This window comes from Wolbachia endosymbiont (group A) of Clivina fossor (assembly GCF_964026865.1).
Classification (GTDB): domain Bacteria; phylum Pseudomonadota; class Alphaproteobacteria; order Rickettsiales; family Anaplasmataceae; genus Wolbachia.
Window position 1 is genome coordinate 757,900 of the sequence record NZ_OZ034707.1, and the last position, 24,416, is coordinate 782,315.

Here is a 24,416-nt window from a genome sequence, read left to right on the forward strand (position 1 = left end):
AAAGAGGAAACTTAAATAACAAAATAAATACCCTTTAATATACACAGAAGGCATTCTATAGCTAACTTAAGTAACCAGATACAACTATAACTTTTATTGTTTAGTAACATTTGTGCCATTCTCTCTAACTTGAGCTTATGGTTTAAAGTATAGCTCTTTTCATAATAGTCCAAACGAGGTAAAATAAGTTTTTATAGTAGTGAAGGTAAGTATGCCAGCAGCATATAGTTATGATTTAAGAAAAAAAGCAATGGAAGTGCTAGAAGAAGGGGAAAGCAGAGAAACAGTGGCAGCAAGATTTAAAATTGGAAAAACTACATTATGGGAGTGGCAGCAAAGAAAAAAAGAAACAGGAGATTTTCAGTCAAAAAAACTTGGAAATGGAGACAAAATTACCGACAGGAATAAATTTACTGAATTTGCCAAAAAACATGGTGGAAAAACTCTATCGGAAATGGCTAAGCTTTGGAGCAATGTTAGTATCCCAACGATCCATCGAGCTCTTAAAAAAATTGGACTCACACGCAAAAAAAGACCTATGGATACAAAGAAAGGAACGAAGAAAAACGCGCTGAATTTTTGAAAATTATAGCAACAAAAGAACCTCAAAACTTAGTGTATATAGATGAGTCTGGCATTGATAGCACTGAGTTATGGATATTGCCAGAAGGGACAGCGGTTTTATGCTCTAAAATCTGGTAAAAAAATTCAACGAATCAGTATGATTGCAGCCTTAAACGGCAGAAAAATAGTTGTTCCGTTAACATTTGAAGGCCACTGTAATATGGATATCTTTAATAAATGGTTTGAGCAGTTTCTGACACCGATTTTGAAACCTGGACAAACTTGATAATGCTACTTTCCATAAGTCTAATAAGATTTGCTAAAGGAGTTGGTGCAGAAATTTTATATCTACCGCCTTATTCTCCCGATTTTAACAAAATTGAGCATCATTGCTTTGCTATAAAAAACAGAGCTAGAAAAAACATCCCTCTATTCACATCTTTTCGTCATGCTGTTGATTCTGCTTTTCTATAAGCTTTTCGGACTATTATGAAAAGAGCTATACTTAATGACCAAGAGCATAATTATTACTACAAATAGGTGGTCTTAGGCTTTCAAGATGACTATTTATAGCCCTTCTCATAATAGTCCAAAAAGGTCATGAGAAAGAAGAATCGACAGCATGACGAAAAGATTTGAATAAAGGAATGTTTTTCCTGGTTCTGTTTTTTATAGCAAACCAATAATGTTCAATTTTGTTAAAATCTGGAGAATATGGAGGAAGATATAAAATTTCTGCACCAACTCCTTTAGCAAATCTTATTAGACTTATGGAAAGTAGCATTATCAAGTTTGTCCAGGTTTCAAAATCGGTGTCAGAAACTGCTCAAACCATTTATTAAAGATATCCATATTGCAGTGGCCTTCAAAGGTTAACGGAGCAATTATTTTTCTTCCACTTAAGGCTGCAACCATGCTAATTCGTTGAGTTTTCTTCCCAGATTTTAGGGCATAAAACCGCTGTCCTTTCTGGCAATACCCATAGGGGTAGTCTTCAGTGTTATCAATGCCAGACTCATCTATATACACTAATTCTTTAGGTTCTTTTGTTGCTATAACCCTTGCAAATTGAGCTCGCTTTTCCTCATTTCTTTCTTTGTATCCATAGGTCTTTTTTTTCTTGTGAATCCTATATTTTTAAGTGCTCGATGAATTGTTTGTCTACTAATATTGCCCCAAAGCCTAGCCATCTCTGACTGAGTTTTGCCACCTTGCTCATTTGCAAATTCGGCAAATGCATTCCAGTCGGTAATTTTATGGTTATAGCCCACGCTTCCAGGCTTTTTTGACTGAAAATCTCCCGTTTTCTCACGTCTTTTCTTCCACTCATATAAAGTTGTTTTTCCGATCTTAAATCTCTTGGCAACAGTTTCTCCACTCTCTCCTTCATCCAATGCTTCCATTACCTTTTTTCTTAAGTCATAACTATATGCTACTAGCATCCTTGCCTTCACTACTATCAATCCATATCTTACTCTTTTTGGACTATTATGAGAAGGGCTATACTTTCAGCGAATCGTCCAAATCATGCTCTATTTTTTGTGTTTTTATCTCGAATTTAAATCCTAATTTTTCGCAGAATTTTTGAAAATATTCTTTAATAACATCAAACAAGTTTCTACTTTCCCCTTTATAATTTTTTAGTTCCTTAGGAATAGTAAGTAATAATTTGGCATCTTTATAGGTTACACCATCTTTACCATCTTGAGACTCAAGTACAAATTCAAGTGAAGTCGATAGATCGCATATTTTTTCTCCTGGGTTATCAAACTTCGTTACGAACACTAACATATCAGATTTTACTTTTGTACTGATTGGATCAGCACAATCAATACACATTGTTTTATTCTTGCTATATTCCCCTTTTAATCCATATTCCAAGAGTGAACTTTCAAGAATAGGGATGCTTACAGTAAATTCATACCCCGCTTGGTTACAATTAGTGATTATTTCTTCTAAAATAGAGTCATTTGGAACACTTGCTTCTGCGTATTGGAACATTTCCTTAAAAACTTCTTTTACAAATGGGCGATAGTTCTTATTCTCATCTCCTACTTTTAGTAATAGATGCAGATGCTCTCTTCCAGCATTGTAAAATCTCTCGAAATCTTTCCAATATGAGTTGGTTTTCTGATTATCAGGAATTTCAGAATCTTTGCAGTGACTTTCCCATAATTCACATAATGCATTATATGCAAGTTCTTTTTCAAGATCCTTGAGGACTGAATCAACAAAAGCTCTACCATAATCTGTATCTATTTCTCTTTGTTTTTTTCTTGCAGTTTCATTACTGTATATATCATAACTATTAAAAAGGTTGCTTTTGCGATATTGAGCTCCTTCCATTAACGCAGAGGTTAAAACTGTATCTATAATTTTTCCATTAATAACAAAGTTCATTCTTGGAAAATCGAAATACATTGTTTCACCAGAGTTTGCTGATTTATTGCTCTCACCAGCCTTTAATTCACTAAAACCACATTCTTTAATTTTAGCCTTCAATGTAACTATTGGATTTGCCTCACTCATACTCCCTCTTTCTTCAAAGTCAATTATACCATAAGAGTTATTAATAGATTATTGACAATATGTAAGCGTAACAAAGGCTTTACACTATCTGTATAATAAATACGCTAAGACAAAAATTTAGATCTAGAAAAGATAATTGGACTTTATTACATTCCATCTATAATAATTTAAAGTAGCAAGCCTCAAACTAGAAGCCTGCTATTACTTACTGGTTACTTTACATCAATTCTCTTGATATGTTTCTCCGACTTAGGTACGGTTACGTGCAATACTCCATCTGAAAAATTAGCAGACACTTTATCTTGCTCTACATTTACTGGAAGCTGAATAGACCTATAGAAAGATCCATAGTATCTTTCTCGATGGTAAAACTGCTTATCTTTTGACTCGTTATTACACGTCTTTTCACCCTTCACTATTAAGCTGTCGCCAGATATACTAATGTCTATGCTTTCTTTGGAAATACCTGGTAGCTCTAGCGAGAGACAATAGCTTTCTTTTGTTTCATAAAAATCGCAAGCTGGTAATAGACTACTACCTCTTCTGGAAAGCTCTGAGTCCCATCCTGTAAAGAAGCTATCAAATATGTTATCAACGGCTCTTTGTAGTCCTCTTACACTAAAGTTATCACGGTTATTGTTTTTATTTGAATGAACTATATTACTCATGTTGTACCTCCTTTCACTAATATATGCATTACGTAATCATTCTACTTACTAATTTCAATCCTAAATCTAAAGTCAGAGCTTTTGTTAGATGTGAAAAGTTGTTCCAATTTACTATGACTTGATTATGAGAAAAAAATCTTATTTGGATTACCATGGGTAATGCTATAAACTAGATTAATTGTAGTACGTAGAGTTATTACATTCCTCCCATTTCTGCGATTATTTTCTTCATCTTCATTTGATAAGTATTTTACTTTTCAAACTTACCTCCAATGATTTATTTAATATTCCCCAACTTTGAGTGCACTAAATTTGCTCATTTTCCCTTAACTTGACACGTATACTTTTTTGAATATTCCCATAAAACCTTTAAAATAATCTTTAAATTACTAAAGCCATTACTTAATGTTGAAAGTAGCTTGTTCTGCTATTTTTCCTTAACTTAAACGTACTGTACTTGAGATGTACTTGAGGTAATCACTACATCGTTAATATTAGTATTAGGATTACTGATGCTAAGAGGTTTACAAACATCCATCAAAATTTTTAAGTCTTCGTTACTCAGGTAACTAAATATTTTTTCAGTACAGTCATATGGTAACTCAGGAAAATTGTTAAAGAGAAAATGGAAAATTTTATTGCCTTGTTCAAGTAACTCTTTTCTTTCCATACCCTTTCTGAAATGACTTTCGATCATACTAGCATATATTGGAAATTTTGTTTTATAGTCGTCTGATTTTAAAACCTGCACTATATTTTCATTCCTCATATATATTGCTAATGAGCTTGTACCCTTCGCCAAGATATCATAAAATGAAATGTTAGGATTATTAATCTTCTCACTCTTCATGCTTGCTATTTCTTCCTCACATTCATCCTGAAAACCACTTATTTCACCACTGCTACTCATTGATAGTAAATTTTTTTCACTTACATATAAATTTGCGGTTTTCATTTTAACTATGTGGCGTTTCAGAGCTTCAGCAGTTACTTCACACGAACAGACACCACGATCAGGATCGTAATAACCATCATCATCAGAGCTATAGTTGTTGAGTTGACTATAGAACGACCTTATTCCAGATATAGCATGATCAAGAGGTGTATGATTATTTCTACTTGTAATATTAATATCAGAGCCATACTCCAGAAGAGTGACAACAACTTCTACGTGTCCTTCTTGAGAAGCAATGTGAAGTGCTGTTCTGCCATACTCATCTCTAGAGTCAATATTAGCACCAAATTTCAAGATAGTCTCAATAATTTCCTGATAACCTTTTTTAGCACCTAAGTGCAGTGGTGTAATGTCACTTTTAATTTTAGAATCAACTTTGGCACCGCATTCTAGCAATACTTTTACAACCTCTTTATGACCCTTTTGAGTTGCAATGTGCAGTGCAGTGATTCCATCCTTTTGCTTAGCATTTACATTAGCTCCTTTATTCGAAAGCATCGTGCTAATTTCTTCATTTCCTCTTTGAGCAGAAAGATGGAGCGGTGTAATGTCACTTTTTACTCCAGAGTTAACATTTGCATTGTATTTCAAAAGAGCTTCAACAACTTTTACATATCCTTTTTGAATAGCAGCATGAAGTGTTGTTACACCATTTTTAGTTTGAGCATCTACATTAGCACCTTTACTCAGAAGCAGTTTAGCAATTTCTCCCTTAATATTAATATCAGGATCTTCATTAGTGAGAAATCCAAAAAAACCTTCACTTTCACTTAAAGCAGTAAAATGCAATGCTGTTCTTCCATATTTGTCACTAGCATTAATATCAGCATCATGTTGCAAAAGAGCTTCAACGATTTCTATGCATTCCTTCTTAACAGCAATATTCAATAGATCAGGACTATCTTTTATATTAGCTCTATTAGTTAAAAGTAGCTTGGTAACTTTTAAATCGGCATTCTCAATAGCATAAAATATTGGAGTTTTTCCGGTTTTATCTTGAGCATTTATATCAGCTTCATAGCTTATCAACAATTTAGCTACTTCTTCCTGTTTGTTTTTGGCTGCACTATGTAAAGGTGTAAAACCTCCTTTAAATGTTGAATTGTATAACGTATTAACATCAGCACCATACTTTAATAGGTCTTCAATAATTTTCAAATATCCTTTTTCAACAGCAGCATGTAATAACTTAGGATTATTTGCATCTTCTGGGTTAACAATAAGGCCATATTCTAGAAGAGCCTCAACAATCTTTTTATACTCTTCTCCATAGCCGTGCACTGCGATTTTAAGAGAGCTTCTGTTACTTTGATCATTAATATCAGGACAGTACCTAAAACATCCTCAACAATTGTTAAATATCCTTTTTCAACAGCGAGGTGTAGTGTGGTTTTGCCATCTTTATCCTGATTATCAACTTTAGCTCCATGTTGTAAGAGCAGTTTTACAACTATTTTACGTCCTGTTTTGGTAGCAATATGAAGCGGCGTTAAATTACCATTTGTGCTAGCATTAATATCAGCACCTTTATTCAAGAATAATTTCACAGCTTCTTCATTGCCTAGTTCAGAAGCAAAATGTAGTGGCGTATATCCTTCCTTCAATGTGAAAGAATGAGTACAAGCACCATGGTTTAGAAGATCTTCGGCAATATGCATATATCCTTTCTTAGCAGCAATATGAAGAGGGGTTATACTATCTTCCCCTTTAACATCAACATTAGCACCTCTACTTAAAAGCAACGTGATAACTTCTTTACTACCTTTTTCAACAGCAAAGTGCAGTGGTGCATAACCTTTTTTCCATGTTGAAGTACACACACAATTAACATAAGCTCCATATTTTAAAAGATGCTCAACAATTTGTAAACATCCTATCTCAACTGCAACATGAAGTAGACTTGTACCATTATTGTCTCTGGCATTAACATCAGCTCTATGCTTTAAAAGTAATTCAGTAACTTCCATTTTCTTATTTTCAATTGCATTGTGAAGTGGAGTTCTACCATATTGATTTTTAGCATTAATATTAGCACCTTTGTCTAGAATCATCTTAACAATTTCTATGTCACCATTTATAACAGCAAAATGAAGAGGAGTATTAGAATGCTTTTTATTTTTGCTGTTAACTTTAGAACCGCTTGTTAAAAGTAGCTTAGCAACTGCTGCATGTTTGTTCTTAACAGCATCACAAAGTAAAACATATCCTTCTGACCATGCTTGTGAGTAAGACAGCCCAAAAGAATTGATTAACTCCCTTGCTCTTTCTAGTCTTCCTTCACGAACCGCAGAAATTAAACTGTAGTTTATATCCTGATTACCTAGCATAACTACTTGCCCTCCAGATTATAACATTTTCCTTATATTAATATAATTATAAATAGATGATATATTATCCACAGTATATAATATAAGTCAAACTAGTTTAAACATAATATTTTTACTATCTTGCAATGTTTTAGTTTCTGTAATGAATTCAGGTGTTTACATACACTCCTTTAACGCAATAAATATGTCTAATAGAATCAAATGGTAAACTTGTAGCTGTGATGCGGAGTATAAAGTAGCCCATGTACCAAAAACTTGTACTTTTTTCTACAATCTACTTTCCCTTAATTTGACTCTATGGCTTGCTGAAACTCAGATATTGTAACTGATTTAAGTATAATATAACATTAACTTAGGTTATATATAAATATTTCAATAGTATTATTCAAAGTTTCAAACTTTTAACTCCACTTTCTATATTGACGTCTTGTAAATTTTGATCTGGCTTTTTTAGCATTTCTAACAATTTACTCGCAACATTCTTATGTCCATTAGCTATAGCAACTTGCAATAATGTATTCCCTTGATTATTACGGGCGCTCGTTACAGCTAAAAATTCATCTTGCTTTACTACCCTTAACTTGTTGATAATCCCAACATTACCTTTTTTTGTATCTTCAAACAATTCTTCAACTAATTTCAGAAAGTTAGCAATTTTCTGATCTTTGGAAAGATTAATAGGTGTTTTGCCTTCTTTATTCTCAATGTTGTAAGTTGCACCATGTTTTAATAAAGATTTTACAACTTCTAAGAAGCCATTTTTAGCAGCAACATGAAGTGATGTAGTACCACCAGAAGTTGTTCTAGCATTAATAAAGTCATTTAATTCATTACGACTTACATATTGTAATAAAACTTCAACAACTTCTCTGTACCCTTTGGAAGAAGCTATATGTAATGACGTATTGCCCTTGTTAGTAATTTGAGCAACTTCAGCTCCATTTTTTAATAAGGTACTTACAACATCTATGTTGCCGTTGTTAACAGCATGGTGTAATGGTGTTCTTCCATCGATATCTTTGAAGTTAACAACTACTCCCCTTTTGATGCAATTCTCAACCGCTAAAGGATTGTCATTTTCTATGGCCTGAAGTAACTTTTCAGAAAAAGCAGACTGTAATCTCTGCTTGATTGACTCTAAAAACCTTTTTACAGGAATGTCAATATTAAGTTCAACCATTTCTATAAACGATCTTACATCTTTCTTTAACTCACTATGCAATAACTTATAATATTTTGTACCTTGCCCTTTGGAAACAAAGCATTTAGCCTTTCCACCGTAAGCTTCATCTGTATACCCTGACGTTATGTGTTTTGGATCAAATTCTAGTGCTACTAGCATATCATTTACTGACTGTATGCTTTTATTATCTATTGAACCAGGTACACAATCTTTGTATACCTCAACTAAGCGATATGCATTTCCTAGGTAATAAGAACCTTCCTTAAGAGTTTTCCAAGGAGAAGTATTTTTTTCTGAACTATATGGTTGCGACATGCTACGCAACATAGGAAGGTAAAGCTCAGAAAAACGGATATGCACCTCTGTAGCACTTTTAAGCTTCTCAAGTTGATCCAACTCACATTCAGGGCTAAACTGTGATTGAACTTGATCTGGCTCTTTCAGCATTTTTAACAATTTACTTGCGATATTCTTATGTTTATTGGCTATAGCAACTTGTAATAATGTATTCCCTTGATTATTACGAGCATTTGTTATAGCTAAGAACTCATCAGGTTTTACTGTTCTTAGCTTGCTGATAGATTCAACATTACCATTTTTTATATCTCTAAACAATTCTTCAATTAATTTCAGTAGGTTAGTAACTTTTTGGTCCTTAGAAAGATCAATAGGTATTTTACCTTCTTTGTTCTCAATGTTATAAATTGCACCATGTTTTAATAAAGATTTTACAACTTCCAAGGAGCCACCTTTAGCTGCAACATGAAGTGATGTAGTGCCACTAGAAGTAGTTTTGGCATTAACAAAGTCATTTAATTTATCACGACTGATATGTTGTAACAGAACCTCAACAATTTCTTTGTAATATTTGGAAGTAGCAGTGTGTAATGGTGTATTACCTTTATTAGTAACTTGACTAACATTAGCTCCATTTGTTAGTAAGATGTTTACAATATCTATGTGTCCATTGCTAACAGCGTAATGCAACGGTGTTCTTCCATCAATATCTTTATCGTTGGCATCAGCTCCATCTTTTAACAGACGCTGAACAGTTCGTATATCACCTTTACTAGCAGCAATGTTGATATCTTTCTGCAGATGCTGGAGAACCTCTGATGCTTCGCTACCCTCAAGCTTAAATCTAAAATTAATCATCTCTATCTTTTTTAAAATATCTAAAACACTCGGATGACTTGGTCCAAAAACAGCTTTTCTTTGATCAAAACTTTCTCTGTAGACTTTAAGTGCGCTGATCCATTTGCCTTGAGCAAAAAGTACATTTGCTATGTTGTATTGAGTATTCAAGGTTTCTGGGTGATTTTGTTGTAAAGCTTTTTTCTGTATATTTAAAACCTCTTGAAAAGCTTTCAAGGCTTCATGATATTTATTTTGATTGAAGAGTACCCCAGCAATGTTATGTAACGTTCTCAAGGTATCAGCATGATTAATACCTAAAATTATTTTCTTCTTTTCAAAAACCTCTTTATAGATTTTTAAGGACTCTTCGTATTTACCTTGGTTAGCTAGTACCATTGCTATATTATTTTTGGCACTCACAGTGGCTAGATCATGTGTACCTAGTGTTTCTTTCCTCTTTTCAAAAACTGCCCTATTGATATTTAACGCTTCTTCATATTTTCCCTGTCTATCTAATACTAATGCCATGTGAAACTGAGTATTTAAGGTATCTGAATGATTTGACCCTAGTATCTCCTTTTGTCTCTGATAGACTTCTTGATAAATATTAAAAGCTTTTTCATCTTTCCCCTGTCTATGCAGCACTAAAGCGATTGTACTTCTTGTACTTAAAGTATCCTTATCATTTAAACCCAGCATTTCTTTTTGTTTCTGAAAAATCTCTTCAAGCACATTTAAAGCTTCTTGGTAAATTCCTTGCTTATATAGCACTTTGGCTATATATGTCTGAATATCTAAAGTACCAGGATTATCTGGTCCTAGTATTTCTTTTCTTCTTTCAAATGCGCTTCTGAAAATACTTAAGGCTTTTTGGTAATTACCTTGATTCAAGAGCACTAAAGCTGTATCAATCTGAGCAGATACGTCTCTTTGCAATATCTGCTTTAACTGCTCGACTTTTGAAAAGTTACTATGTACTGCAGCAACTACTAACGTTTTGTTCTCTCTATTACGAGCACTCATCACTGCTTTTACTGTATTAATATCCTTTATCTTATTTAGGTCATTAATAACTTGAGCATTACCTTCTTTAACTTTTTTAAATGATTCACTAATTAACTTAAATAAACTAGTTATATCTCTATCTACAGTGAAGTCTGATGGTGTTTTACCGCCGTCAGAAACAGCATTATATACTGCACCATAGGACAGTAAAGCTTTTACAATTTTTAAATGTGAGAACTTAGCAGCATAATGTATAGGAGTAAATCTCTTGCTACCAACCGCATTAGGATTGGCTTTATTCTGTAATAAAATCTTGACAACTTCGTCATAGCCTTTCCATGCAGCATAATGTAATGACGTTCCACTATCAGCATTTTTTGCATTAACAAATGCTCCTGCTTTAATACAATTCTCTACCTCTAAAGAGCTATTACGTTTTACAGACTCAAATAATTCTTCAGTTGATGCTAATAAATTGATAACATCTTTGTTGTTAGCCATTTCTAAAGGTCTTCTATAAAGCTTGTCAACAGCATTATAAATTGCACCATTTTTTAATAAAACTTCAATAACGTCTTTATAACCAAAGTTAGCAGCAATATGCACAGGACTTGAGCCATTAGCATCTTTGGCGTTGACGTCAGCACCTTGCGCTATCAAATACTTTACAACTTCTAAATGACCCTTCATTGCAGCATAGTGCAGTAATGTTTGATTAGCTGCGCCAGAGTCATTAATACTTAACCCCTTACTAAGGAAAAATTCTACAGTATCTTTATGACCTTCTCTAGCTGCAATATGTATAGGCTTTGAGCCAGAGGCATTTTTAGCATTAATATTAGACCCTTCATCTACTAGACATTTTACCATTTCTAAGTTATTTTCCTGTGAAGCAATGTGCAGTATCGTCCAATCATCGCTGCCTTTAGCGTTCATATCTACTTTTTTATACTGCAGTAACATTTTCACCACTTGCAAATGACCATGTGCAACTGCTAATTCTAAAGGTGTTCTGCTCTTATTGTCCTTAACATTAACTTTTGCTCCATTACTTAATAGGACTTCAATAACATTAACATGGCCGTGTCCTGCAGCTATATGTAGTGGAGCACCTTCAACATTTACAACGTTAACGTTAGCCCTGTTTGCTATCAAAATTTCAGCAACTTCTTCATGGCCTTCTTGTGCCGCAAGATATAATGGTGTTGTACTATTAATAGTCATAGCATCAACATTGGCTCCCCTTGCTATCAGAGCATTTACTATTTCCTTGTGGCCTCTTTTAGCAGCCAAATGTAATAGTGTAGCATCTTCAGGACCTTTCATATTAATACGGGCCTTGTTTTTTAGCAAAATCTCTACAATATCCCTATAACCAGCGAGCACTGCTAATGATAAAGGTTCACCACCTTCTGCATTAACACTAGCTCCATTTTCTACAAGAACTTCAACGATCTCCTTATGATTATGCTTAATAGCAGAAAGCAATGGTGTTAGGTTGTTACTCTTAACATTAACATTGGCTCTATTTGCTACCAAAATTCCAACGATTTCTTTATAACCTCCCTCCACAGCTACATGTAATGGTGTACTACCTGCAATACCTTCCATATTAACTTTGGCTTCATTTTTTATTAAAAGGTTCACAATATCTTTGTGACCCCCTACAATAGCTGCATGTAAAGGTGTAAGACCATAATTAGCACTAGTATTGACTTCAGCTTTACTTTTGATTAGAAAAGCAATAGCGTCTTTATGTCCACTTAGAGCAGCTACATGCAATGGCGTCATGCCATCATTAGTTCTAGCATCAACTTCAGCTTTATTTTTTATTAGAAGATCAATAATATCTTTGCTACCATTCATTGCAGCTGCATGTAATGGTGTACTACCCTTAATGTCTTGAGCTCTAACTTCAGCTTTATTTCTTATTAGGAGTTCAATAATATCTTTGTGACCTTTCAGAGCAGCTACATGTAATGGTGTTAGATTATTATTGGCTTTATCATTGATTTCTACTCCATTTTTTATTAAAAGCTCAGCAACTGCCTTATGACCACTCTCTGCTGCATAGTGTAATGGCGTAGCATTATTTTTATCTTTAGCGCGAATGTTAACCCCATGCTCGAGAAGAGCAACAACTATCTTCAAGTGGCCACTCTGCACTGCAAAATGTAGTGGGGTTATACCTTCCACAGTGGCAATACTAGCATTTGCCTTATTTGTCAGTAAAGCCTTAACAATTTTCTCATGTCCATCTTTTGCTGCGTAGTGCAAAGGTGTGTTATTATAGGTTTTGTCAACAACATTAACATTAGCTCCATGCTTCAATAAAATATTAGCTATCTTTTCATGACCGTTTTCTATTGCATAGTGTAATGGTGTACAACCATCTATAACTCTGGAGTTAACATCGGCTCCTTTGAGAATTAAAGCATTCACTACTTCTAGGTGGCCATTTAGTGCTGCTGTATGTAATGGTATTCCCTCCTTATCGTTTCTTGCATTAACATTTGCCTCATTTTTCAGTAAAAAATTAACTAGCCCTAGATAACCACTTTCTGCAGCTATATGTAGTGAAGTAAAGCCACCCATAGTTTCGTTGATGTCAACATTCGCTTCTTTTTCCAGCATAATCTTAGCAACATCAATATGATTGTTTTTTATTGCATAGTGTAAAGGTGAAAAACCAGCTATATCTTTGGTATTAGTATTAGCATTATTTTTTAGTAGAATTTCAACAGCATCTTTGTGACCATTTTTAGCTGCAATATGTAGTGATGTTTTGCCACTATTATCTAGATCATCAACATATACACCTGTTTTTCCTATAAAAAATTCCACAATATTTTTCCTTCCATATGCAGCAGCAATATGTAGTGGGCTTTGACCATTAATATCTTTAACATTAACGTCTAAATTTTGATTAAGAACAAATTTTATAATTTCAAGACTAGGTCCCTTAGCAGCAAAATGTAATGTAGTCCATGAGTTAATACTTCTAGCATTGATGTCTGCTCCTTTTTTGAGATAACTCTTTAAGTCTTCAAGATTTCCTTCTTCCAACGCAGCAAACATTTTTTCCTGATTAGTAATAGTGATAAGGTTTTGATCGTATTTATCTTTCAGCTTGGAAGGATCATCTCTTACCGACTTGCCAATTTTCTTCTTACTTTTTATTACATTTTCTGAAATAAGTTTTTTAGCGTTCAAGATAACTGCTATTGAGGGATCAGATAACAATACATCAACTAAGGTATTATCGTGTGCTAAATGATTACGCAAACATTTTCCAGTTAATAAAGGAGTGTTATCATCTAAAAAAAGTAGATTGTTTTCTAGATGCTTCTCTGATCTACCTAAGATTGACATTATATCCAGAACAAGCATTTCTACTACTGCTTGCAACTTTTTATTCCTCTTGTAGGAAGGGAGCTTTTCAGTTAACTTGCCACTTAATGCGTTATCCCTCAAAATACTTTTCAGTTCAGATAACTTCAGTTCAAGCTGGTTATTGTATTTTTCTTCTGTTATATTGTAAGCCTTCCTTTGTTTATATGTAGGAATAAACGAACCTTTCTCATTCAACTTGTTCCTTAATTCCTCAATCCATTTAAGGTCACCTGTTCCAAGTTCAGCAATGTAAAAAATCTCACAAGTTAATCTATTTACTTTATCAAGGTTGTCATCCTGTATTCTTGACCTAACACTATGAGAAATTTTCATTGATAGTTCGGCAATTTCTTTAAGATTGTGAGACTCTATTTGGAAAGGAATATTCTCTAGTGTTTTATTAGCAAAGAATTTTATTCCTCTAATAACATTATGGTCAATCTTATTGTCGTTCAAACCAACATCTAAGCTCTTTAATGATATAAACGCCGTAACATAATCAGTTCTGATATTTTTTGATTTAGTTTTTACAAAATTGATTATGTTATCAATTTTATTAAATAGCTCCTTTTCATAATTCGTCTTGTCAGTTATATTATTGCTTAATTCTTTTATGAGTTTTTCAAGCTTATCATGTTCCATCACTTTAAAACTCTCTGTAATCATCTCATCTAATTCAACGTTACTAAATATTCCAGCAACTTCTTTTATCTCGTCTAAGCTTTCACTACTGGTAATTTTCTTTAGCAATATTCTGATCATTTTAATCTTGTTGTTGTAAAGAATGCCAGTAATTACATTATCGATCCTTTTAGTATCATTTTGAACACCAATAAAAAAGCTAACATCTGTATTTTCTTCAATCTCTGTTCTCTTAGAGAGCGAGTAAGCATGTGATAGTGAATTACGTAAATCTATAATGACTTCTCTTGTGTTCCTTGGTAATGATAGTAGAAGAAGCTCGCTTGTAGTGCTAGATAACTTAGGAGATTCTAGGGTGTTTTTTAAATATTCACCAATAACTTGTAAAACCCTTGTAATAATTAACTGCCCTTCCCTTTGTTTAGGATCAGCTGATAACGCCAACTTTATATAATCACTTATTTTCTCTAAAGAATGAATATCTCTAATTTGTTGATAATCGCTATACAACTCTCCAAATTGAGGATAATTTCTAACGATCTCTGCAACAACCCTCTCACGTTTTAACTTTGGGAGATCAGCAAATTTACCAATGTCCACACCTTCTATAATATCTTTTTCTTCTTTAAGTTTCTTTGCAAAATTTTCTAAGTGGTTTAGTATTTTACTTTTATTCAATGTGGCATTATAGAATAGATTCATTTCCTGTCGTTTTATGTGAGAAGAAACAAAACTGATCAAACAAAATTCCATTTCTTCCCAAGGTAGTCTATCGTAGGTTGATTTCAACTGCCGCTTTAATATATGAATATTTTGTGCAATAAACTTTGCTATGAATAAAAACTTTTCATCTACTTTTTCTGTGTTTGAATACTCTGCCTTTAACAGGCTAATATTTTGAAGTACTAACTCAATCCGCTCTCTGATGTTATTAAGATAACTCTTCACATTCTGATCTTGTCCAGAAGCACTAGAGAAAAAACGGAGGTTTATCAACTTATTTTCAACAAAAATTTCTATCTCTTCTGACAAGAATACGTTCTTTAGTTTTAATTCCTCATAAGATCGTGAAAGAATTTCATCTAATTCCCTGAAATGAACAGCAAAATAATTGCCTGGCCATTTATTAATGAGTGTATCAAGAAGTTCAACATTACCTGAACGTATAGCATAATAACACGCATTATGGCATGTTTCATCCTCATCATCTGGTAATATAGTAGTTTCTCTGATGCCAACAGATAAATTACTGAGAATTTTACTATTATTGCCAAGTAGGTATTCTAAAATCTTTACCTTATTGTGTTTACAAGCTAAGATAACTAAGTTAGTACTCTTAACAGGGTTGTTAGCATTATCATAATAGTCTCTCAAAGTTACTTGATCTTCTGCATCACTTATGTAATCAATAAAATTGCTTAATTTTTTTAAGCTATCGACATTACCATCTGATATTGCCTCTTCGAGTTCAGTTAAAACCAGGAGATAAAGTTCTTCAGCTTTTGCTTTTCTGCGGTAGAGCTTTTTATATTCTCTAATAAACTCCTCTTTTGATGTGTAAGAACGTGATAAAAACTGTTTATCTTCTTGATAAAAACTGGTTTGTTGTTTAGGTACATGCATAAACCCTCTCTGAGATATATTTACACCAGTATTAGAATAGCAAAGTTTACTTAATATGGCAAAATTTAAAATAGCATCTTTTGTTAATAAAATATTTTTGAGAGAATATCTACTAATCCTGCAATTTCAGGACGAAAAGCCTTCACAACATTTGGTTTTGGGTGTGGGAAATGTGTTGGTTGTTTAAATTTTTAGTAACACCTACTAATAATAACCCGTTTGAAAACAACAAAGAGAAATGATGATCAACTTACATAAAAAAGCACTAAGTTTAGTGTTTTGGCATTATAGCAATCTCTTATGTATCACCTCTCTGGAACCATACGACTAATTGTTGTTCATAAAAAACTCTAGTACTGACAAAAAATGTATTTATTCTAATCTTGCACGTTTGGTATCATTACTTATAGAAGTTTCATAAAGTCTTGTACCAGGCTCTACGAGATTATTTAAGGAACTTAAAGATTGAAAAGTACGTTTATTGGAATCATCAAACGCTACTATAAAGTTTAACAAGTTATCATTAGATAGATATTCAGTTATATTATATGTAGAATCATGGTCCAGAATAATTTTCTTTTCTTTGGCATCTTGATCTGCCACATCTAATTTAGTATAAAATTGTATCTTACTTAACTTATTTAACAAATCTGCTCTTTCTAAAAAAGGTTTTACCTTATCTAATATGATATCATTATATATAGGATAGCGTATGGAATAATCAATTTTTGCTAGTCTTACAGATAATTGATTATTATATAGTACATGTATGTTGAAGTTATTTGTAACAAATTCATATAGTGGAAGGCTATCTTTTATTTCATCTGTTTTCATTTGAAGAATTTCACAAACACAGTCATCTAGATAACTTGATAATTTACTGTAATTACTGCATCCTTTATAAGGAGATAAGTCAATAATTTTTCCGTAATCCTTATTGAAGTTCCTTACTAAAGTAAATTTAATCAACAATTTAGCGCATGCTAGATCACTTACAGCGTTATCTAAAGATGTGGAACAATTATCATAAAGCCGTCGTTCACGATTTCTTATGTTAATATCAGCTCCATATTCTAATAGTTCTTTAACTACTCCCAGATTTTTACCACTTTTTTTTACAGCATGGTTCAGTGCAGTATTGCCTTTACGGTTTGTTGCATTTACATCAGCACCATGTTTCAGAAGTTCTCTAACTAATTCTAATTCCTTCCCCAGTGTTATAGCAGAATGTAGTGGAGTTTCACTATACATGTTTCTTGAATTGACTTCGGCACCACCTAACAAAAGCTCTTTAGTAATTTCTACACTACTAGTAGTATGAAGTAACGTATCTCTATTCCTTTCTACTCTAAGGTTAGCATTAGCACCTGCAGACAAAAGAGCTTTAACTTTTTCTAAGTTTCGTTCATAGACTGCTTTTTCTAATTCTTTGTTAATATTATTATTTAGCATATTTTTAAAATCCTCCTAAATTTCACTATTTTGTAACAAAATTTTTGTATATTTTCTAGATCTTGGCACCCTCATTAGAGTTTCATTTAAGAGAGCTATAACTTTAAACTCTTTACTCGATTTTCTACGCTGACATCTTGTAAACTCTGATCTGGACTTTTTAATATTTCTAATAATCTACTTGCAAGGTTTGAGTGTTTATTGATTACTGCAACCTGGACTAATGACTTGTCTTGATCATTACGAGCATTTGTTACAGCTACGCGCTCATCAGGTTTTATTGCTTTCAGCTTACTGATAATTTCAACATTACCATTTTTTGCATTCTCAAACAGCTCTTCTACTAATTTCAATAGGTTAGTAATATTCTGGTCTCGAGAAAGATCAAGTGGTATTTTACCTTCCTTATTCTTGATGTTATAAATTGCACCATGTTTCAACAAAGACTTTACAGCTTCAAAAAAGCTATTTTCAGTAGCAACATGCAACGATGCAGTGCCTTTAACTATTGTTTTAGCATTAATAAAATCACTCAATTTATTGTGGCTTACACGTTGTAACAAAGCTTCAATAATTTCTTTATGACCTTTGGAAGCAGCAGTGTGTAATGGTGTATTACCTTTGTTAGTAACTTTAGTAGCATCAGCTCCATTTGCTAGCAAGATATTTACAACTTTTATGTGCCCATTATTAACAGCATAATGTAATGGCGTTCTTCCATCCACGTTTTTCGAATCAATTATTGCTCCATTTCTAATGGAACTCTCAATTCCTAAATAATTATTATCTTCTATAGCCTTAAATAACTTCTCAACCAATTTTAGTAATTTTATGACTTCTGGGTTTCCTCTTCTTTCCGCAAAGTGTAATGGTAAAACATATCTACCTCCTTCAGCTCTAGCATTAAAGTATGCTCCGCTAATAAGCAGAGACCTAACTATATCTAAATTACCAATTTGTGCCCCTAAGTGTAAAGGTGTAGCATTTTTATCCATTTTTGCATTAACATCTGCTCCACTTATAATAAGAGTTTTGACTACCTTAGGATGACCATATTGAGCTGCAAGATGTAGGGCTGTGCCTTTATTTTGATTTTCTTTTACATTTACATCAGCACCATGTTTCAATAGAACGGTTGCTATCTGATCATAACCTTTTTCTGCTGCAAAATGTAAAGGAGTCCAATTTGTGTGATCTAGAGCATTAACTTCTGCCCCTTTTTTTAAGAGCAATTCAACCACCTCTAAATGATCATGGTCTACTGCAAAGTGTAGAGGTGTAGTACTTTTAACTGTTTTAGCATTAATGTCTGCTCCTTTATTAAGCAAAGATTTAGCAACTTCTAAATTACCATCATATGCTGCACAATGTAGAGGAGTCCAACTTCTGTTATCTAGAGCATTAACATCTGCTCCATTTTCAATCAAGAAATTCATTATTTCCAAGTAATTATGTTCTGCTGCTAAATGTAGAGCTCTTCTACCATCATCCATCTTTGCATTTATATTTGCTCCTTTTGCAATTAAGCTCTCTACTATTTTTAAAGAAAAACCATTATATGCTGCATTATGTAAAGGAGTCCAATTCTGATCATCCACGGTGTTAATGTTTGCTCCATTTTTAATTAAAAAATCACTCACCTCGAAATGACTTTGCTGCATTGCTAGATGTAAAGGTGTAAAACCTTCGTTTTTTTTAGCATTAACATTGGCTTTTTTCTCTATTAGTAACTTCACTACTTCTAAGTGACCATTCTGAGATCCTATATGTAAAGCTGTGGAATTATCGTAGTCCTTAGCATTAACATCAATTCCCTTTACGAGAAGAAGAGACTTAACTACTCCAAAGTGATTACGTTCTGCTGCTAAATGTAGAGGTGTAAGATTCTCATAATCCTTAGCATTAACATTAGATTTTGCTTTTAGTAAAATGTCTACTAACTCTAAAAAGCCATTTTGAGACGCTAAATGTAGAGGTGTAATCTTATCATCTGTTTTTGCATTAACGTTTGCTCCCGCTTCAAGCAGAACTTTAACTATATCTAACCTACCAGTTTGTGTTCCCAGATGTAAGGGTGTAATGTTTGCATCAACTTTACGATTACCTATGCCTGAAGATCCAGCGTTAATATTAGACCCTTGTGAAATAAGAGCTTTAACTACTTCGAGGTTACCATTTTGTACTGCAGAATGCAAAGGTCTTGCTCGATCATTATTTACAGCATTAACATCTAATCCCTTTTCAATAAAAACATTTACTATATCTAGATGACCATTCTCTGCTGCTAGGTGTAAAGGTGTATTAAGTTTATCTGTTTTAGTACTAAGATCTGCTCCATTTGCAATCAAGGTGTTGACTATATCTAAATATCCTTGCTGGGATGCAAAACTTAAAGGTGTAAAGCCTAGAATGGTCTTATGGTTTACATCTGCTCCATGAGCAATAAGAAAGTTAACCATCTCTAAGCGATTTTTTGCAATTGCAAAATACAGTGGCGTAAAGCCATCGTACTTAATCTCTGAGTTAATATCTAAACCCTCTCCTAATAAAGTGTTGACTAAATCCAACTGACCATTTCCTGCTGCTAAATGTAGTGGTGTAAGACTAAGATGTTTCTGAGTTTCATAATTTTCATTTAAAAACTCTACAAAAAATTGTAGCTGATCCAGATTATTAGATATTCTATTAGTAAACATAAAGGCCTCGCATGAAGAATTTATGTAAAATATAGTATCTACAAGTTTTTAAGCAAGATAAATCTTCTTCTTAAAAAAGATACTGTAATCCAATCTGTGTGCTTATAACTTTTTTATTTGATCATGAGTGATCAGCTGTCTCAGCTGCAATAGAGACACCTGCCTTAAGTAGTTACATCAATTTTCTCTGTTTTTTTGCCCTTTTTTTTCGCTGATGATGATGTCTTCATTCTTCTCAGTAGCCAACATTCTTTTTAAAGTATAATCGTTACGTGCACCAAGGAACTTAGAAAGAACAATAGGAAATCCACTTAAAAAGCATTAATAATTATACATAATTCTAATGATCTTCATGAAAGGGCTTAGAATAGAATTTAATAGACAATCTGATTTTAATTGATATTAAACTGATCAGACTGAGAGTTGAAAATATGGCAATAATTCTTTTAGACACAAAAACTATAAATCGTATAGCAGCAGGAGAGGTAATAGAGAGGCCAGCAAGTGTAGTAAAGGAATTAGTAGAAAATGCAATAGATGCTGGAAGTTCAGAAATAGAGATCAAAATAGAAAGTGGTGGGCGCAATCTTATAACTGTGACAGATAATGGAAATGGAATAGAAAAGGAAGATTTGGAACTTGCGTTTATGCGCCACGCTACTTCAAAATTAAGCGATAGTGAGTTAATAGAAATCAAGCACCTTGGGTTCAGAGGAGAAGCTTTACCTTCAATTGCAGCAGTAAGTAGAATGAAATTATCGTCTAAGGCAAGTGGAGCAAAGGAAGCATGGTCTATAAGGTATGAGGGAGGAGAAAAAATAGAAGAGGTTATTCCTTGTTCTTTGCTACAGGGTACATATATTGAAGTTCGTGACTTATTTTTTGCCACACCAAATAGACTAAAATTTCTAAAAACCGAGAGGGCAGAAACACAAAGCATTGTTGACATTGTAAATAACTTAGCAATGATTAACTACAGTATTGGGTTTACTCTCACTTCCAGTAATAAAAAGCTCTTAAAATATGCTAAACAAACTTCATTCTTTAACAGACTATGTGAAACAGAAGAAGAATTTCAGAGCAATTCGCTGGAAGTTAAAGAGGAAGAAGAAGGAATCAAACTTACGGGACACATCTGTAAACCAACTATTAGTCGTGGCAATTCAACTCAGATCTATACGTTTGTTAATGGAAGGCCAATAAAAGACAATCTACTTATTGGTGCAATTAGATATGCGTATCAAGATTTTATTCTAAGTGGGAGGTATCCTTTTGCAGTGTTGCACTTAGAGATACCATACGATCAAGTAGATGTAAATGTGCATCCAAATAAATCAGAAGTAAGATTTCAGAATAAAAGGTCAATATATGAAATAGTGAGAAGAGGGATAATAAAAGCATTATCGACGAGAATAGGCACGTTCGCAGCAAGTGATGTTAAGTCTCAAAGTATTGAAGAGTTTGATAGTCAAGAGAAGGTTAATAGTGAAGAGAAAAAAAATCAAAAAGAGTTTTATGAGAAGAGGCCAAGTCTTTTAGAAAATCGTCTAATGAAAGAATTCAATGCACCAGACGAAAGAAAGCAAAGCTTATCAGGAAGTTTTAAGTATGAAGGTATAGAGAAATCTACACCACAGAAAGGAGTTATGGTTCTAGAAAGAGAGCAAATTGATTTAATAGCGGATCATCCTCTAGGGTATGCACGCTGTCAGGTCTACAATACTTATATTATTGCTGAGGCTAAAGGCAAATTGATTATAGTAGATCAGCACGCAGCTCATGAGAGATTGATATACGAGTGCTTAAAGCAAAAATCAAGCATAAAAAGACAAAAACTTCTTCTTCCTGAAACAGTTGAAATTAAAAACCAAGCTGGAATGGAGATGGTTGAAACTTATAAAGATGAGCTTTTTAAAATGGGTTTTGATATTGAAATAGAATCAGAAGATAAAGTAAGGGTGAAAGAAATACCTGCAATCTTTGGAACAATAGATGTAAAAGAGATGCTAATTGATATAATAGATAAGTTAATGGAAATGGAAGATACGTTGCCAATAGGGGATAAGGTGAATAAAATATCAGCCACAATCGCTTGCCATGGAGCAGGAAGAAAAATGAAATTGGAAGAGATGAATGAGATACTAAGACAAATTGAGAAAACTCCATATTCTGGTCATGAAAGACCAACGTATATAGAAATGAAACTAAGTGATATAGAAAAATTGTTTGAAAGGAGATGAGTTCAGTTTGTCAAAAAGGTTCCCAATTAAGTATACGTAACAGCTCTTCTGGTTATGGAGTATAAAATGTGAAAAAAGAGAATAAATGCTCTAATTTTTTAGATTACAAAGTAATAGGAAAGGAAGTAAGAAATCGTAGATTAGCAAAGGGATATACTCAAAAAGATTTAGCAAAAAAAATCGGAACAACATATCAGGTAATACTGCAATATGAAAAAGGAACACGCAGAATTTCAATTAAGAAGTTATATGAATTAGCAGAAGCATTATCAACAACTGCTAGAGATCTAGCTTGCGGACAAGAAGTATCAAATGAGAAAGGGTATGAGGGAGAAGAGATAGTAAATCTAGTAAGAAGACATAAAGAGATTAAGGATCAAGAATTACGTGAAACGTTTTACTTATTAACCAAATTCATCCGTATTAGTGAGGAAAGAAGTGGAAAAGCGGTAAAAATAGAAGTAGCAAAGGGTTTAGTTAAGGAAGGAGTTTCTGCTCATGTTATCTCTCAAACGACCAGTTTATCTATTGATGAATATGATAATGATGAGAAAAAAATTTCTATTCCGTATAAAGTAGGTCAAAGAATAAAAGAATGGAGGTTGAGAAGAGGATACACACAAGAAGATTTAGCAAGTAAAGTGGGCATAATAAATCAAAGAATATATGAATATGAACAAGGACGAGCTGCTGTTTCACTTGAAGTGTTAGATGAAATAGCAAAGGTACTATTAATTAATATTACAGATCTGCTTCCAGAAACAACAGAAAATGAGAATAGTGAAGCAGAGCTATCAAGGTTAATAGAAGAATACAAAAAGATTAAAAGCCAAGAGCTACGTCATGTACTAATAAAATCTCTGTTTGAAAGCATACAAATTTGCAAAGAGAAAGTGAAGAAAGTAGAAAAGATGAAAATTGCAAAGAATTTAGTTAAGGAAGAAATTTCTATCAATATTATTTTAAAAACAGTAGGCATCTCTTTAGACGAAATTCAACAAATTTAAAATAAAAAATCAGTACCTATTAATATCCTTACTTTTTGATGAAAAAATAAGTAAAAAAGATTTAAAAATTGATTTGACTTCACTCAAAAGCTATGGCTTTATGCCAATGCTGACAAAAAACAGCAGTAAATATATAAAAACATTTTGTTATTAGTGAAGGGTAATTTTTATGAATAATAAGAAAGATCGTAGAGAAGAAATAGAATTCAGAGCATTAGAAAGCAACGGTAAAGCTCTACTTGATCGTGAAGTAATAGAAACGTTTCTAAGTGCAGTGCATGACAGGGAAGAAGCTCGAATTATTGCTAGAAAGCTAATAGATAGTTTTGGAATAGGAGGAGTTTTAGGCCAGGAAATAGATGACTTGAAAACTATAGAAGGGATAACTGACTCTACAGTAGCAGTAATTTTATGCCTAAAGGAAGCTTCAAAGAGGGTACCAAGAGAAGAGTTAAAGAAAGGACCTGTAATGGATAACTTGGAAACCATCGTAAAATATTTAAGAGTGAGTATTGGTTATTCAGAGGAGGAAAAGATGAAAATAATATATTTTGATCAAAAGTGCCATTTAAAGGGGGAAGAAGTGTTTACTGGTACAGTAGATAAGGTACCTTTTTACATAAGAGAAGTAACAAGAAAGGCATTAATAAGAAAAGCGACGTCAATAATAATATCTCATAACCACTCAGAAGGAAGGTTAAAGCCATCTGATGAGGATCAAGCTGTAACTAAAGACTTGGCTGCAGCTTGTCAGACTATAGGGATTAGGTTACTGGATCACATTATCATTACAAGTGTTGGATATTTTAGTTTTAAAGAGCAAGGACTGTTATAAAGCAGATGTTTGAAGATTTTCATGAGTTGTTTAACTATTTGAATGAAGAAAGTATTTGCAAGTACATTAATCATTCTCTATAATTAATGAGAAAATATATATTGAATTAATTATAAAGTAATAAAGTCGGTTGTAAACTTAGTAAAGTATATTTAATAGC

Annotated in this window: 10 protein-coding genes and 2 pseudogenes; 4 read left to right on the top strand and 8 right to left on the bottom strand. The window is 33.1% G+C overall.

What is annotated here, in order from left to right:
- The first annotated feature begins 211 nt into the window (after positions 1–211).
- Positions 212–1,038: pseudogene (locus AAGD99_RS03940) on the top strand (IS630 family transposase).
- Positions 1,039–1,162: 124 nt separating this feature from the next.
- On the opposite strand, the pseudogene AAGD99_RS03945 reads toward AAGD99_RS03940, so the two are convergent.
- From AAGD99_RS03945 to AAGD99_RS03980, 8 genes and pseudogenes are all read right to left on the bottom strand, one after another.
- Positions 1,163–2,006: pseudogene (locus AAGD99_RS03945) on the bottom strand (IS630 family transposase).
- A gap of 58 nt (positions 2,007–2,064) precedes the next feature.
- Positions 2,065–3,093, bottom strand: a complete 1,029-nt coding sequence (locus AAGD99_RS03950) for a hypothetical protein (RefSeq protein WP_341822648.1) — start codon at positions 3,091–3,093, stop codon at positions 2,065–2,067.
- 212 nt (positions 3,094–3,305) lie between these two features.
- On the bottom strand, positions 3,306–3,761 hold the full coding sequence (locus AAGD99_RS03955; protein WP_341822649.1) for an Hsp20/alpha crystallin family protein: 456 nt from the start codon (positions 3,759–3,761) through the stop codon (positions 3,306–3,308).
- A 442-nt stretch (positions 3,762–4,203) separates the two neighbouring features.
- The gene (locus AAGD99_RS03960) at positions 4,204–5,997 is read right to left on the bottom strand and encodes an ankyrin repeat domain-containing protein (RefSeq protein ID WP_341822650.1); all 1,794 of its coding nucleotides are present in this window, start codon (positions 5,995–5,997) and stop codon (positions 4,204–4,206) included.
- Complete coding sequence (locus AAGD99_RS03965) at positions 5,949–7,043, bottom strand: ankyrin repeat domain-containing protein (protein WP_341822651.1); 1,095 nt, start codon at positions 7,041–7,043, stop codon at positions 5,949–5,951. Before AAGD99_RS03965 ends, AAGD99_RS03960 begins: the two co-directional genes overlap by 49 nt.
- A gap of 385 nt (positions 7,044–7,428) precedes the next feature.
- Positions 7,429–16,026, bottom strand: coding sequence for an ankyrin repeat domain-containing protein (locus AAGD99_RS03970; protein ID WP_341822652.1), 8,598 nt, complete (start codon positions 16,024–16,026; stop codon positions 7,429–7,431).
- A 372-nt stretch (positions 16,027–16,398) separates the two neighbouring features.
- Positions 16,399–17,478: an ankyrin repeat domain-containing protein gene (locus AAGD99_RS03975; RefSeq protein WP_341822653.1), complete on the bottom strand. Its 1,080-nt coding sequence runs from the start codon at positions 17,476–17,478 to the stop codon at positions 16,399–16,401.
- A gap of 95 nt (positions 17,479–17,573) precedes the next feature.
- A complete protein-coding gene (locus tag AAGD99_RS03980; RefSeq protein WP_341822654.1) occupies positions 17,574–20,174 on the bottom strand; it encodes an ankyrin repeat domain-containing protein in 2,601 nt (866 codons plus the stop codon).
- Positions 20,175–20,605: 431 nt separating this feature from the next.
- Here AAGD99_RS03980 and mutL point away from each other — a divergent pair, with 431 nt between their 5' ends.
- The 3 genes from mutL to AAGD99_RS03995 all read left to right on the top strand — a co-directional run bounded on the left by mutL (position 20,606) and on the right by AAGD99_RS03995 (position 24,256).
- Entirely contained in the window at positions 20,606–22,414 is a 1,809-nt protein-coding gene (gene mutL / locus AAGD99_RS03985) for a DNA mismatch repair endonuclease MutL (protein WP_341822655.1), read from the top strand.
- A 68-nt stretch (positions 22,415–22,482) separates the two neighbouring features.
- A complete protein-coding gene (locus AAGD99_RS03990; RefSeq protein ID WP_341822656.1) occupies positions 22,483–23,421 on the top strand; it encodes a helix-turn-helix transcriptional regulator in 939 nt (312 codons plus the stop codon).
- A gap of 169 nt (positions 23,422–23,590) precedes the next feature.
- Positions 23,591–24,256, top strand: a complete 666-nt coding sequence (locus tag AAGD99_RS03995; RefSeq protein ID WP_341822657.1) for a RadC family protein — start codon at positions 23,591–23,593, stop codon at positions 24,254–24,256.
- Positions 24,257–24,416: the final 160 nt, after the last annotated feature.